The sequence below is a fragment of the Mucilaginibacter sp. GW822-FHT03E02 genome (assembly GCF_058801545.1).
Map to the genome: position 1 here is coordinate 1,018,223 of NZ_JBXANJ010000001.1, position 14,875 is coordinate 1,033,097.

The window sequence follows — 14,875 nt, forward strand, 5'->3', positions numbered from 1 at the left end:
TATGCTGAATAAACAAGAAATTTTCGGCTATGAGCCGGATCAGAAATATAAAACATCGGTTGCTTATTTTTCAATGGAATTTGCGGTTGACCAGGCTTTAAAAATTTATAGCGGCGGGCTGGGGTTTTTATCCGGCTCGCATTTAAGAAGTGCTTATGAGTTGAAGCAAAACCTGGTAGGCATAGGGATGCTGTGGAAATACGGTTATTATGACCAGGTGAGGGATGGCAACGGCTTTATGAAGCCCGATTTTATTGAAAAGCAATATTCCTTTTTACAGGATACCGGTATCGTTTTTACAGTACAGGTACATGATGCGCCTGTACATGTTAAAGCCTGGTTGTTAAAACCGGAGACATTTGGTTCGGCGCCCTTGTTCTTGCTGAGCACCGATGTTCCGGAAAACGATGAGGTGTCGAAGTCGATTACCTATAGGCTATACGATTCAAACGAGGCAACCCGGATAGCGCAAACCATTATTTTAGGCGTTGGCGGCGCTATGCTGTTGGATATTTTAAACTTTGAACCAGATGTTTACCACATGAACGAAGGGCACTCGGTATCATTAAACTTTTACCTGTACGCCAAATATAAAAGCCTGGAAGAAGTGAAGAAAAGAGTGGTTTTCACCACCCATACTCCCGAAATGGCCGGTAACGAAGCGCATAGATATGACCTGCTAAAAAAAATGTCGTTTTTTTATCATTTACAGGAGCATGAAGTAAAATCGTTGTTAGGGATGGACGGAGATAGTTTTAACTACACCCTGGCGGCACTCAAATTTTCGGGTAAAGCCAATGGCGTATCTAAACTTCATGGCGAGGTAGCCCGGCAAATGTGGGGCGATAATCCCGGTGTTTGCGAAATTACATCCATTACCAACGCACAAAATAAAGCCTATTGGCGGGATGCTGCTTTAGATGAGGCCATCGCTGCGAACAATGCAGAAGCTATTGTTGCCCGTAAAAAGGCTATGAAGCTCGATCTGTTCCGGGTGATAGCAGACCAGTGCGGAAAACTGTTTGATCCAAATGTGCTGACCATTGTATGGGCCCGCCGTTTTGCCGGCTATAAACGCGCCGACCTGGTAATGCAGGACTGGGACAGGTTTGTGGCCATGGTAAATAATGCTAAATATCCTGTACAAATCATCTGGGCGGGCAAGCCCTACCCGGAGGATGAAGGTTCTATCGCCTTATTCAACCAGATCATCGCACGTACGCGGGCATTTACTAACTGTGCCGTGTTAACCGGTTACGAACTGCAATTATCGGCCTTGCTAAAAAAAGGATCGGATGTTTGGCTTAACAATCCGCAGATGTACCGCGAGGCATCGGGCACCAGCGGCATGACTGCGGCCATGAATGGCAGCATTAACCTCTCCCTGCCCGATGGCTGGGTACCTGAGTTTGCCAAAGACCTGAAAAACTGTTTCCTGGTTCAGCCAGCACCTAACGAGTTTCAGGAGCACGAAAAAGACAGCAAGGAAAACAGGAACCTGATGGACGTGCTGGAAAAAACGGTATTGCCCATGTATTATGGCGCTCCAAAAAAATGGTTAGGCATCATGAAACAGGCGGCCGCGGATGTGGTACCGGCATTCGAAGCCGGGCGGCTGGCAGCCGAATATTACGAAAAAATGTATAGACCGTAGTAACGTATCTATATATTAATTGTTAATTGATTTGGCGTTTTGTGCTCAATATCAGTTTTTACCATGACGGCCATCATGAACAATGGCAGGTTTTAGCGCGATCTTTATAAAGCTAAAATCAGATAAAGATGCAAAAATATCACCGCTTGTTTTTCTTTTCGGCAGGAGTAACTTTGTTGTTATTGTTAATTGGCACTGTTGCAAATGCCGCACATAGTGCCAGGAAAGATACGTCCATAGCAACCGCTATAAAAAGCCAGTTAGCGGCACAACGTAACGATCTTTATTTTCCAAACAGCGTTCAACGCTTTTACCGGCAAACTGGCTTCAAGCTGGCCTGGATAGCGCCCGATACGGTTAAAACTCATGCTACCGATGCTATGCTGTTGCTTGATTGTGTAGTTACCTATGGGCTAAAACATGCTGACTATCATCCCGATCAGTTATTGTACGATAAGTTAAAGTTACTCAGATCAACTACCGCCCCCGTTAGCAACAGGCAAAAAGCGATGTTCGACATCCTGTTAACCGATGCAATCCTCGCTTTTGAAAACAACCTCCATTATGGCCGGCTTAACCCTAATTACCCTGCCGCAAAAATCGACTCGGGAATTAAAAATGGGTTTAATGCCGAAAAGGTGCTGATTACGGCACTTAAAAGCCAGCAATTTGAAAAAGAGATTAGCAACGTACAACCTCAAACCAAGGCTTACGCTTCCCTGAAACATCAAATGTATTTGATGAAAGGACTATATGAGCTGGATTGTTACGAATTTAGCGTAGCCGATGTGCAACGGGTAGCCATCAATATGGAGCGCCTGCGCTGGTGCAGCACCAGGAAAAAAACACCTGTAGATATCAACGTCCCTTCAGGTATCTTAACTGTACATACCAAAAACGGCGATCAATACTTCAAAATAAAAATCGACAAACCTGGCATGGATCTGCTGGCGGCAGGACTGGATTATTCGGCCATAAATATCATCACCAATAAAGGGCAGATTTTTTTACAGATAAGCAAGCCTGCATATCAAAAGCCGGGAGAGTTAACTATAAACCCGGTTGTTAACCAGGCCAGGCGGGATACCACCGCTATACTGCTTAGCGTTGCACACCGGGCTAAACTTGCCGCACAGTTATCAAACATCGGCAAAAAGCAGCCTGTTCCTGTATCGCTTACTTACCTTACCTGCGATATCAAAAACGGCCAGCTGGTTACCTATAAAGATATTTTTTATGCCGATGCACGATTGAAAAAAGCCTTGTATAAAGTTAACAAGCCTTAATTATTCCATCTGCTCCGGTGATTTCACACTGATTTCAGCATTTTAACTACTGATTTTGATGATTAAACCGATAACGGCAGCTATACCAATAATATAAGGTTCCTGTATTTTTTTGATATAGATAAGCGCCGCTATAGTAGCTAAAGCAATCAGTGCTGTCGGGATATCAACAATTGACCGCAACCCGATAATGATTACCGACCCTACCAGGGCGCCTATTACGGATGCAGTGATGCCCTCTACAAATGCTTTGATGCTGGTATTTTTGGCGATCTTTTTGAAGGATGGCGCTAAGGCGACAGTGAATAAATAACAAGGCAGAAAAGTAGCCAAAGCCGCCACACAAGCGCCCGGAAAACCGGCAACCAGGTAACCGATAAACCCAACCGTGATAACCACGGGCCCCGGTGTGATCATAGCTACGGCAACCGCATCAACAAACTGGTGTTCATTAAGCCAGCCAAACTCTTTAACCACGCCACCATGCAAAAACGGCACAATTGCCAGGCCGCTGCCAAATACAAACGCGCCCGCTTTCGCAAAAAACCAGGCAATCTCCTGCAAGGTCTTGCCATCGTATTTCCAGAAACCGGTGCTTATCAATATTCCGGCCGGCAGTACCGCAGGCTTTTTAATCCACCGCGGCGGCGCTTTGATAATCATGTACATGATGCCACAGCTCAGGAACAATAGTATTTCTTCTCTTTCGGTAATAACCGTAATCACAACGCCGGCTATATAAAAAAGCCACAACAACCATTTGGATTTCATGGCAGCCGGTTCAAATTTGCTGATAGATTTAACAGTTAGTTTATAAGCGCTCATCGCGATGATACCAATAACCGCTGCACCTACCCCATAAAATACGGCCTGCATCCACGTTAAGCCGCCGTAAAGCTGGTAAGCCATGCCTAACAATACCACCATGATAAACGACGGCAGTACAAAAGCCAATCCTGTTAGTGTTGCACCAATGAGCCCGTAGTGAACAAAGCCGATATAGATACCTAATTGGGCAGCCAAAGGGCCTGGAGCCAGTTGGGCCAAAGCTAATCCTTCTTTATATTCTTCGGCCGTCAGCCAGCCTTTTTGCTCAACAAGGTCGCGCTGCATATAGCCTACCAAAGCTACCGGGCCGCCAAAACCCCAGGTGCCCAGTTTTAAAAAGTATTTTGTAATATCCGGCAATGAATAGGCCGGTTGTTGTTTGGTTAATTGCTCTTCCATGGGTATTTTCTCCTCTCTGCGCATATTTTGCCAGGTTACAATATTTGCCTTTTTCCTATTGCTTTACCTGCACGGTTATACCTTCTTTCAGTTCCTCATTGGCCTGCGCCACCAGTTGGTCGCCGGGCTTCAAATCGCCGGCTATCTCGGTCTTTTCCTTGCCGGTAAAACCGGTCTTTACATCTACCCATTGGGTTTTTCCGTTTACTACCCTAATCACAAACTTACGTTCCTGGGTAGATACCACTGCTTTAAACGGCACCAGGAAGCCCTCTTTGGGACGGCTAACCGGCAATACAATTTGGGCGAACATGCCAGGCTTAAGTAAACCGTTAGTATTTGGAAAGGTAAGCTCCCAGGTTTCGCTGCGGGTTTGCGGATCAATGGCATCTGATTTTCGTGCCAGTTTGGCTTTAAACACCTGGCCGGGATTGGCCGATACCGTAAAACTTGCCTCATTATCTTTTAGCGTGGTGGAATTATACGCCTCGGGCACTGCTACATCAACCCTTAACGACGAGTTATCTTCAACACGGAACAGCAACGTTTTACCGGTATTATCTACAAAATCGCCTTTAAATATATTCCTGGCTGTAACCACACCGTTAAAAGGCGACCGGATCACCAGGTAATCTTCTATCGCTTTATTGGCCTGGGTAGCCGAACGGGAAGCCTGGTAAACAGCACTATCCGTCCGCATTTGGTTATGCGCAATTTCCAGCTCGTTATCAGCCACAGCACCGGGCGTTTGCGCAGCTTTTAATAACCTTAAATATGTTGATTTACTGGATTCATATTTTGACCTGGTGCCCATGCTGTTACTTTGGCTTTGCGCTTGCGCCGCTTTTAATTCGGGAGCATCAAGGACGCATAAAACCTGGCCTTTAGTAACTTTTGAGCCGATATCAACCTTTACTTCCTTCACATAGCCCGGTGTACGGGCATAAATATTGGCGCGATCGAACGGAATAATTTCTCCGGTGAGGTTCAGTTTGTTAGCAATGGGTTCTGGTTTCAGGGTTAACAGTTTAACCACCGGCTTTTCCGGCAGGCCCTGGGGGGCTGCTTTTTCGGCTTGGTTGCCCCCGCAGGCCGCCAAAAGGCAAACAGGGACTAAGAATATATAATTGACAGCTTTCATGATTGATTTTCGGTTAGGGATTGATATTTGCTTTGCGGATCATCCGGATCTAAAGAGATAACAGGCACCGGCCGGTTACCTATGGAGAACTGGTATATTAACGGCAAAATAACCAGGCTGGAGAAGATGGAAAAGATAAGGCCACCTATCACGGCTGTACCTAAGGGGGATGTTTGATCGCCCCCCTCGCCTAAGCCTAAGGCCATTGGCATCACTCCGGCAATCATTGCTAAGCTGGTCATCAGGATAGGTCTTATCCGGTCTTTAATTCCTTGCAAATAGGGCTCCTGTAATTTTTCACTTCTATATTTTTCTGCCTGCGTCACAAACAGGATGGCATTGGCCACGGCCACACCTACAGCCATGATACAGCCCATATAGGATTGTATATTCAGTGTTTTACCGCAGATCCATAACAACAGCAGGCTCCCGGCTAATATGCCCGGTATAACCGAGATAATGACCAGCGATAACCTGAACGACTGGAAGTTTACCGCTAACAACAGGAAAATTACCACGATAGCCAGCAAAATACCATTCTGCAATTCCTGGAAAGTTTGTAAAAAAACTTCGGCCTGGCCCGGTTGCTGTATTTTCATGCCCTCGGGCAGTTTGCCGCTTTCATTGATAATCTTATCGATATCGTTAATGGCCGAACCCAGCGCTTTGCCTTGCAAATTGGCAGTTATGGTAATAAAGCGTTTTTGGTTTAAGCGGTCAAACTCGCCTTCGGTATTGCCCATTTTCCAGGTTGCTACATCGCGCATGTAAACCTGCTTGCCGTTATTGGAGCTTAACAAAATATTATCCACCTGCGCAGGATCATTCATCACCAGCTCTGGTATCTGCACCTGTATTTGGTACGCTGTCCCGGCTGTTTTATCTACCCAATAATTGGGCTGCGTAAAACGGCTGGATGAAGTAGCCGCAGCCAATGATTTCCCGGCATCTTCCACGGTTAAGCCTAATTGTCCCAGCTTTACCCTGTCAAATTCAATTTTCATGGCTGGGTAACCCTGCGGGGCGCTATAAGCCACATCGCGCAGGTAAGGCAGGGTTTTCAAACGCTCAACAATCTTTTTCCCAAACTGGCGGTCCTGTGCCAGGCTTTTACCTAAAACCTGCACCTGTATAGGAGTGCCCGTTCCCTGGCTCATTACCTGGCCTACCAAATCGGCGGGTTCAAAAGAAATATGTGCCCCGGGCATTTGCATACTTACCGCCTGGCGTACCTTTTCCCTGAAATCATCTATTTTGATACCGGAGCCTGTAATAAATTTAACCTTTAGCAGTGCCTCTTCGGGTCCGCTCGTCCACAGGTGAATAACGCTCACCGGGTAACTTGAACCCATCAAACCAACATAGGCCGATGATATGGCAATTTTATTACCGCCCGAAAGGCTATCTACCAGGTGAAGCAGTTGTTTTGTTTTTGCTTCCGTCCGTTCAATACGCGTCCCTTCTGGCAACCTTAGCCTTACCTGGAACTGCCCGGCATCAACTTTCGGAAATAACTCTTTACCAACTGTTAAAAATAGCAGCGCCACCAGGCCAAATGAAAGGATCAGGTAAACGGGTATCAGGATGTTTCTGCCGGGCGAAAGCCGGTTAATCAGTCCTTCATGTTGTTCTTTAAAGCGGGTCATACGCTTGCCTTCTTTTGCGGTTTCGGCCGGTTGGTCTTTAAACAACCAATTGGCAACAACCGGCACAAAAGATTGCGATAACAGGAAAGATGCTATCATGGCAAATCCAACAGCCAGCGAAAGCGGCAGAAACATGGCTTTAGGAATACCCGACATAAAGAAAGCAGGGAAGAACACCGCCAGTATACAAAGGAGGATTAACAATTTAGGCAAAGCAATTTCCTTACAAGCTTCTAAAATGGCCCGCCCTTTCAGTTCGCCTTTTTCCTGGTGATGGTGTATATTTTCTATCGTTACGGTGGCCTCATCTACCAAAATACCTATGGCCAGTGCCAGGCCGCCAAGGGTCATGATGTTGATGGATTGTCCAAAAAGTTTGAGGCAGATAACCGCCGAAAGCAAGGCCAGCGGGATAGTTAAAACCACGATGAGCGAACCACGCCAATCGCGCAGAAATAACAATACCATAAGCCCGGTGAGCAAAGCGCCTAAAATGCCTTCCGTCATTAAGCTTTTTAATGAATTGATAACATAGCCCGATTGATCAAACTCATAACTTACTTTAATATCCGATGGGATAGCTGCCTGCATGTCGGGCAAGGCTGCTTTCACTTTTTGTACTACATCCCAGGTTGATGCATCGGCCCTTTTGGTAACGGGGATATAAACCGAACGTTTGCCGTTAATCAATGCATAACCTGCTGTAATATCGGCGCCGTTATCTACCTGTGCCAGGTCATGTACATACACGGCCGGGCCGCTGCCGGTTTTTACGGGAATGTTGCCCAAATCCTGGATATTATCTACCACCGTATTTTGGGGGGCAATGAGCATCTGATCGCCCACACGCAGGTTACCTGCCGGCAGTATGGTGTTCCCTTTGGCAATGGCGGTTACCAGTTCTTCGGGACTAACCCCATAGCTCCTTAGTTTATTGGGATCGGCCTTGATGAGCACCGAACGCTGGTTACCGCCAAACGGCGGCGGTGCCGAAACACCCGGTAATGTGGAGAACATAGGGCGTACTTTAAATAGGGCCAGATCTGATACCTCGCCCAATGACCTGGTCGGGCTGCTGAAAACCAGCTGGCCAACCGCCACGCTGCCCCCGTCAAAACGGGTTACAAAGGGCGATACCGTACCGGGAGGCATAAAAGCCCTTGCGCGGTTCACCATTGATACAACCTCGCCGGTGGCCTGCCCCATATCGGTGCCTTCGTAAAAATTAAGTTTTAATAAAGTAACCCCCTGGATGGTTTTGCTTTCGACAGATTTAATGCCGGTTACATACAAAAAATGGTACTCATAATACGAGGTTACAAAACCTTCAATCTGCTCGGCCGACAGCCCGCCGTAGGTTTGTGCCACATAAATGGTGGGGGTACCCAGCTTAGGGAAAATATCTACCGGCATGGTTTTGATGGATACCACCGCGAAAAAAACTATGGCAATAACGGCAACGATGATGGTGACCGGCTTTCTTAATGAGGCGTATAAAAACTGGATGATGTTCATTTGCCGTATTGATTTAAAAACAGGTTCAGGTTGCCGCTATAGGCCGCCTCATTTAATAATGCCCGCCATGCCCCGTAATAAGCTATCCGGACAGTGGCTTCAGCCTGAAATAATAATTGCTGTGCCTGTATCACATCATAATAATTGATAAGGCCCGATTTATACCTGGATTGGATGGCTTTATAAGAATATTCGGCAGAATGGAATTGCTGTGGCGCCAGCTGTGCCGATTGTACTGCTTTTTGAAAATTGGATACCGCGATTTCTTTTTGGGTATTCAGGTGCAGCTCGGTTTGAGCAAGTTGTTCCCGGCTGGATGCTGTAATGAGTTCCTGTTGTTTCCATAGGGGTTTCTGCCTAAAAACTTCCAGTATTGGAAAAGCGATTTGGGCACCTACCCCATAATTATACCGCTGAAAATGCCAGCCGTCGCCGGAGTTAACTGTACCATCCGCGCCGATACCAGATCCCCTGCCATAGCCGGTGCTCCATAAAGTTAACTTTGGCAGGATGTTTTTCTTCAGCGATTTTAAAGCCAGTTCGTTAGTGCTTACATTGGCCTTCCCCAATTGCACTTCGGGATGATCGGTTGTTATGGTATCAGTTAAAGCGATTACCGGTAGATTTTCAAAAAGTGAAGAATCAACCACCAGGCCGGCTGGTAACTTGCCACCAACCAATTCTTTGAGGGCTATCAGTGTAGAATCCCGCTGCCATTCAAAAGCAATCAATTGCATTTGGGCCCGGGCGTATTCTGAGTGGAAGGAAGAAGAATCTGTTCCCGGCCGCAAACCGCTAATTACAAGGGTTTGCGCCTGTTTTAAATTAAAAGCCGATTTGTTGATGTTAGACTGGTAAACTTTAACCAAATCGCTTACCAGTAAATAGTTTAACCAGGCGCCAATTACATTTACCTGGTGCTGAAACAAGGTTAAGCTCTCGTCGGCTTGCCCATATTTCAACCGCCCTTTAGCCAATTCAACTTCGGCGCTACGCTGGCCAAAAGTAATGGGTTCCCATTGCAGGTTAAGCGCGGCCGCGCTGCCTGGCACGCCACTGTAATCATTGCCCCTCGTTGGCGGCCCGCTGATGGGCGTAATATATTGCGGATAAATCATCCCGGTAATATTGTTCGCGGTGGCGTAATCAACCTGGTACGATGCGTTTAGCGATGGGATTAAACCGTTCTGCTTATACTTTACAGCATATTGCAGGGCCTGGGTTTGCAACTTTTTGGCTTTTATCAAAGGATAATTAGCCGTTGCAGTATGCAGCAGGGAATCAAGATAGGGCTTACTTTGCTGCCCCAAAGTTTGCCTGGGAAGTAAAAAACAAAGAAGCACACCTGCAAGCATGCTGATTTTTGGAAAGGCGGGTAAATCGGAATATTTCATAGCTGGAAATCCAGTGCTGTATATGTAAGCGCAATACTATGGCAATTTACTATTTTAAAATAGAACAGATTTTACCGAATAGAATCTGCTTTACTTTTTTACCACGTTTTTTTTGTACTCAGACGCCCTCATCCCCATTTGTTTTTTGAAAATCCGGTTAAAATGGCTTTGGTCCGAAAATCCGGTGAGGTAAGCAATCTCCGTTAAAGAGTAGTCGGTGGTTTCCATCAGGTTTATTGATTTTTCGATGCGCATTTTACGGATATAGTCGCCGAAGGATAAATTTTCGAAGTACCTTGAAAACTCCCGCGACAGGTAGGCCGGGTTAATCTTTAGTTCTTCCGACACCTGTTGCAAGCTTAAGCTCATATTGGTATCAATTTGGTCCTGGATCATCTCCTTAATTTCCTTTGCCCATACCGGTGCTTTTTTTGATCCCTGCTGCTTCAGGTATTTATTAAAAACCTCCAGTAAAAGGAATTCTACAGGCTCCTGTATATGTTTTTGCTCGTACAGGTATTTGGCCCAGGTGTATAAGCCGTCATATACTTTTATACCCAGTTCCAGCAGTTCGTGGTCGTCTGGGATGTTTTTTGATAACCCTAAAAAGATCGCCGACAAACCCGATGCCTGCGGGGCGAAATCATGCCGGTCGGTATCAGCACCACGAACAATGGCAGCAATACGATCAAGCGCTGCATCTTTAAGCTGATGTTTCTTTATAAAATAATCAAAAGTACATTGGTCATCATAATGGGTATATTCAACGTCCGGCAGGTCAAAAGGAGTTGCATTTAAAATCGCCGCCTGCGCAATCACCTGGTCTACCGGCACATAAACAATCTCGGCATCAGGGTCAATAAAGCGTTTAATGAGCCAGGGACAGGCAATACGGTCTATCTTCGGATGTTCGCGGGTAATCCATTTCATTTCGTTACCAAAGTTAGAAATCTAATCCTTTTTATAGCAACGGATTCCCTGGCGACTATCCGGGTATAATCGTAACAAATTTGTTCAATTCATCAGAAACATACCAAGTCGGTGATTGACGCTTATTCCAGTATCTGCAAAGTAAAAGCACCGCCATTGTTTGGTCAGTTAATAGATTCCAGCGTCATGGTGCCCATTAGCTTGCCATTTTTACTATAGGTTTCCGACTTTACAAAACGGCCCAGTTTTGGTGCAAACCACTCGGTTACTTTTATGCGGAATGGTATGCTGATACCCATCATCTTCATCGTGTTTGTAGCATCGTACGTTACTTTAAAGCAATCAAAACTACCTGCGCCTGTGGTTATAGTCTCGGCCGCTTCTACTTTACGGTTAACAATATCCATTTGCATCTCGCCTTTGGCTGCGCCGCCGTTGTTCAGATTAATAGTTATCGAGCCATCGTCAAGCGTTTGCCCGGCTTTAATATCAGCGGGGTAAGTAAGGTACCTGGCTTCGCCGCTCACCTGCATATCGCCGTATTGCTTCATAGAGGCGGCCGGGATAAACGATTTCATATCAATCTTAATTGCGTTGCCGCTGCAAATCATCTCCGAATCGCCGGTGCCCATAACCTTGCCGTTATGGTCGCTGATAACGGCATGCACCGCCACAGTCAACGCGTCTTTTTTGATGCTGGTATAAACGGCGGTCATTTGTGGCTGGCCCTTGGCATCGTGGTTAATATAGCTGAGTTTTTTGCCGTTAACGTTGTTGATGAACTGGTTGCAACTTTGCGCGTTGGCCGTATGCACGCCAATAGCAGCGCACAGCAGCAGGATGATCAATTTTTTCATGATGTTTATCAGATGATTAAATTGGGATAAATATCCAGCCTAAAGCACAGATATACAATCGTATAAATACGTCAAGGTGATGTGGCAGCTACGCAATTTGAGCACGTGCTCAGGCCAGGGGCAGCGAAAAATAAAAAGTAGAGCCTTTGCCGCTTTCGCTTTCTACCCATATTTTGCCGTCGTGCCTTTTAATAATTTCGGCGCTTAAGTATAGGCCGATACCGAAACCGGAAATATGACGCAAGTGTTTGTTTTCAACCCGGTAATACCTGTCAAATATCCGGTGAATATCTGGTGGCTTAATCCCGATACCATCATCTTTTATACTCACAACTACCGTTTGGCCCTTAATTTGGCAATCAACATCAATCAGTTTACCTTTTGGCGAATACTTAACCGCGTTACTGAGGAGGTTGGAAATCACAGAACTGATTTTATCCCGGTCGGCGTTTACGATGATATCATTACATCCCGCCAAACTAAAGCTATGACTGTTAACGGTAAGCCTGATTTCTTCCAGGTTTTCCTGTAACAATTGCTCAAGCGCGAAAGGCTCTTTTTCAATGAACAATTGCCCCGACTCCAACCGTGAAATATTCAGAAAACCATTGATCATACTGGTCATTTTTCGGACTTGCCGGTTGGCGTTTTCCATGGCGCCGGATAAAAACTCATCTTCATTATACCGTAGCTTGCTTGTGCCTACCTGGATGATAGCGCTAAGGGAGGTAAGCGGTGTTTTAAGTTCGTGGCTAACCATCCCAATAAAATCGTTTTTACGCTGCTCTTCCTGTTTTTTCCCGGTGATATCCCTTGCTATTTTGGATAAACCGATAATATTGCCCCGGGCATCTTTGATGGGAGAAATTGTCAAAGAAATATCCAGCAGATGCCCATCCTTTGTTAATCGCTTAGTTTCAAAATGCTCTACGCGCTCGCCTCTTTTTAACCGGGACAGTATGCGGGGCTCTTCATCCTGGCGGTCGGGAGGGATAATTTTATAAATCGTCTGGCCTATCATCTCATCTGAAGTATAGCCAAACATCCGTTCGGCTGCCGCATTCCAGCTCGTGATCACGCTTTCCGGGGTCTTGCTAATAATAGCATCATCAGAAGATTGAACAATTGCTGCCAATTTCGCGCTTTTTTCTTCGGCTTGTTTAATGCCGGTGATATCCAGGGTGATGATCAGACCCGCATCTACTTCGTCCATTTCATTTTTTAACGGCACAAAATGAACAATATAAAACTCGCCGGTACCAGTTTTCCATTCAATCGAAAACTGTTCTCCGCCGATAACCCTTTCATACAGGGGCCTTGAAACTTCGTAGCTTTCGGGCGATACTTCTGCGGGGTGCCTGCCTTCGTACCCATCGCGATTAAAGCCCATCTTTTCCATGATATCGCCTTCAATTGTCATGTAGCGGTGGCTTCTGTCAATCACCATGATCAATGATCCGGGAATATTCAGTGCGATGGAGCGGAACAATTTCTCGCTTCGCTGCAGGCTGGCCTGGGTTTCAACTAATGCGTCGTTGGTGGCCGCCAGTTCTTCATTGGCCGCGGCGAGTTCTTCATTGGCGGCGGCAAATTCTTCATTGGTAGCAGCCAATTCTTCATTAAGTCCATGGGCGGAATTCTCCAGCAGCCATACCGCTAAACTGGTGACGCTGCCTTCATTGTTTTTTATAGGAGAATAAACAAAACTAGCCATTACCGTTTCCATCTCACCGTCATGTACCAGCGGGATCTCCCTTTCCCGGGCAGTATACGGGCGGCCTTCCCGAACGGCTTTATTAAGGATCACGTCATCCTGATCAAGCCTGTCCAAAGGAAATACTTCCCGGTAATGCTTCCCCAAAACCGCCTCTTCCGGCTTACCGGTCAGTTTCAAAAAATGAGCATTAACCATTTCGACCACCAGGGTGGCCGCATCTACTATGCAAATACCCACCGGTGCATTCAGCACTATGTAGGATAAATTATACTGATTGAACATTTGCATAAAGTCAAAGTATTTTCTCCGAAAGTAAAGATAAGTGAATATTAGTTAGGATGTTCTTAAATAATTGCTTAACCGTTAATCAATAACAATGCCTGGATGGCTCATAATATTTTAAAGCTGCCAGGCGGCATTTAACTAATACGATTACATTTCTTGCCTTCGAACCCTTTCTCTTTTTGTTGCCTGCCCCCGATGGTGGCGGCAACATTAATCAATAAGTGAAAGCATAAAAGCCAATAGCCCCAAAAGCTTATTAATTTTACTGGGCAGGTAGCCAAATTTTTTTTTGAATGCCGTTGTAAAATGGTGGGCGTTTTTATAACCCACTTCAAAGGCTACTTCCCTTACAGGTTTCCCCTCTTTTAAAAGCAGTTTTGCTTTATCCATCCGCAAATCATATAAATAGCCAAAAACCGTTGTCCCAACAACCTCCTTAAATCCTTTTTTTAGTTTAAAATCATTGAGGCCAACTTTATGCGCCAGTTCAATAAGCGAACAGGGGTTTAACAAATTTTCCTCTACTATGGTTTTGGCCCGGCTAATACGCTCCAGGTCGTGCATTTTCAAAAATGAATTGGCCGGTTGCCCGGCTAAAACAGCTACCTGTTCCAATTCAAGGAAAAGTAGCTCCAACGCCTTCGCTTCAAAATAAATGTGATGGTTCCCCCTTTTTTCAATATTAGCCATTATGCCCTGAATAGCCTGGCTCATTTGCAGCGTGGTTGGCCTGCTTGCTTGCAGCAACTCCAATTGTTCGGGATCAATTGCACCCGGTATACTTTTTTTCAAACTATCTCCCAGGAAACAAACCACAAAGAGTAATAAATGGCCCCGAAGGCTGGCCTTAAATCTTAACTGGCCGGGCGAAAAAAGGCTATTGTGTTCGCCTTCACAAAATGGGAAGCCCGCTAAACCTGGTTGTGTTGGCCCTGATAAGGTAAAGCTCATCATCAGGCATAAGGTATCAATCTCCACAGTCGCCGGGCATATTTTATCACTCTTGAAATCTATCACAAAGAAATGGATATCAGCCAGTTTTACGGTGATAATGCTTACATGGCCCCAGTTCCCGGTTTGATTAAATAAGGCTTTATCCCTTAAAATACCATCAAAATGGTAAACATCATCATCCAATAAGGCAGAAGTAATCCTGATCATTATTAATCCGTATCGCGTTTATTAAAATCCCGCTGGCGTTATCATACTGTTTGTAAATCGCT

10 protein-coding genes are annotated in these 14,875 nt (G+C 45.6%); 2 read left to right on the forward strand and 8 right to left on the reverse strand.

Annotation, left to right across the window (positions count from 1 at the left end):
- Position 1: 1 nt before the first annotated feature.
- A complete protein-coding gene (gene glgP / locus AC1RM2_RS04015) occupies positions 2-1,654 on the forward strand; it encodes an alpha-glucan family phosphorylase (protein ID WP_492983618.1) in 1,653 nt (550 codons plus the stop codon).
- Between the two features lie 128 nt (positions 1,655-1,782).
- Positions 1,783-2,940, forward strand: a complete 1,158-nt coding sequence (locus AC1RM2_RS04020) for a L,D-transpeptidase scaffold domain-containing protein (RefSeq protein WP_492983620.1) — start codon at positions 1,783-1,785, stop codon at positions 2,938-2,940.
- Positions 2,941-2,982: 42 nt separating this feature from the next.
- On the opposite strand, the gene AC1RM2_RS04025 is transcribed toward AC1RM2_RS04020, so the two are convergent.
- The 8 genes from AC1RM2_RS04025 to AC1RM2_RS04060 form a co-directional block, all read right to left on the reverse strand.
- Positions 2,983-4,167 carry a chromate transporter gene (locus AC1RM2_RS04025; RefSeq protein WP_492983622.1) on the reverse strand — a complete coding sequence of 395 codons (1,185 nt, stop codon included), beginning with the start codon at positions 4,165-4,167 and terminating at the stop codon, positions 2,983-2,985.
- A gap of 55 nt (positions 4,168-4,222) precedes the next feature.
- Positions 4,223-5,308, reverse strand: a complete 1,086-nt coding sequence (locus AC1RM2_RS04030) for an efflux RND transporter periplasmic adaptor subunit (protein WP_492983624.1) — start codon at positions 5,306-5,308, stop codon at positions 4,223-4,225.
- A complete protein-coding gene (locus AC1RM2_RS04035) occupies positions 5,305-8,469 on the reverse strand; it encodes an efflux RND transporter permease subunit (RefSeq protein ID WP_492983626.1) in 3,165 nt (1,054 codons plus the stop codon). Before AC1RM2_RS04035 ends, AC1RM2_RS04030 begins: the two co-directional genes overlap by 4 nt.
- On the reverse strand, positions 8,466-9,863 hold the full coding sequence (locus AC1RM2_RS04040; protein ID WP_492983628.1) for a TolC family protein: 1,398 nt from the start codon (positions 9,861-9,863) through the stop codon (positions 8,466-8,468). Before AC1RM2_RS04040 ends, AC1RM2_RS04035 begins: the two co-directional genes overlap by 4 nt.
- Positions 9,864-9,953: 90 nt before the next feature.
- Positions 9,954-10,793, reverse strand: coding sequence for a chromate resistance protein ChrB domain-containing protein (locus AC1RM2_RS04045; RefSeq protein ID WP_492983630.1), 840 nt, complete (start codon positions 10,791-10,793; stop codon positions 9,954-9,956).
- Between the two features lie 164 nt (positions 10,794-10,957).
- Positions 10,958-11,650, reverse strand: coding sequence for a TapB family protein (locus AC1RM2_RS04050; protein ID WP_492983632.1), 693 nt, complete (start codon positions 11,648-11,650; stop codon positions 10,958-10,960).
- A gap of 109 nt (positions 11,651-11,759) precedes the next feature.
- On the reverse strand, positions 11,760-13,649 hold the full coding sequence (locus tag AC1RM2_RS04055) for a PAS domain-containing sensor histidine kinase (RefSeq protein WP_492983634.1): 1,890 nt from the start codon (positions 13,647-13,649) through the stop codon (positions 11,760-11,762).
- A gap of 213 nt (positions 13,650-13,862) precedes the next feature.
- On the reverse strand, positions 13,863-14,813 hold the full coding sequence (locus AC1RM2_RS04060; RefSeq protein WP_492983636.1) for a helix-turn-helix transcriptional regulator: 951 nt from the start codon (positions 14,811-14,813) through the stop codon (positions 13,863-13,865).
- Between the last annotated feature and the right edge of the window lie 62 nt (positions 14,814-14,875).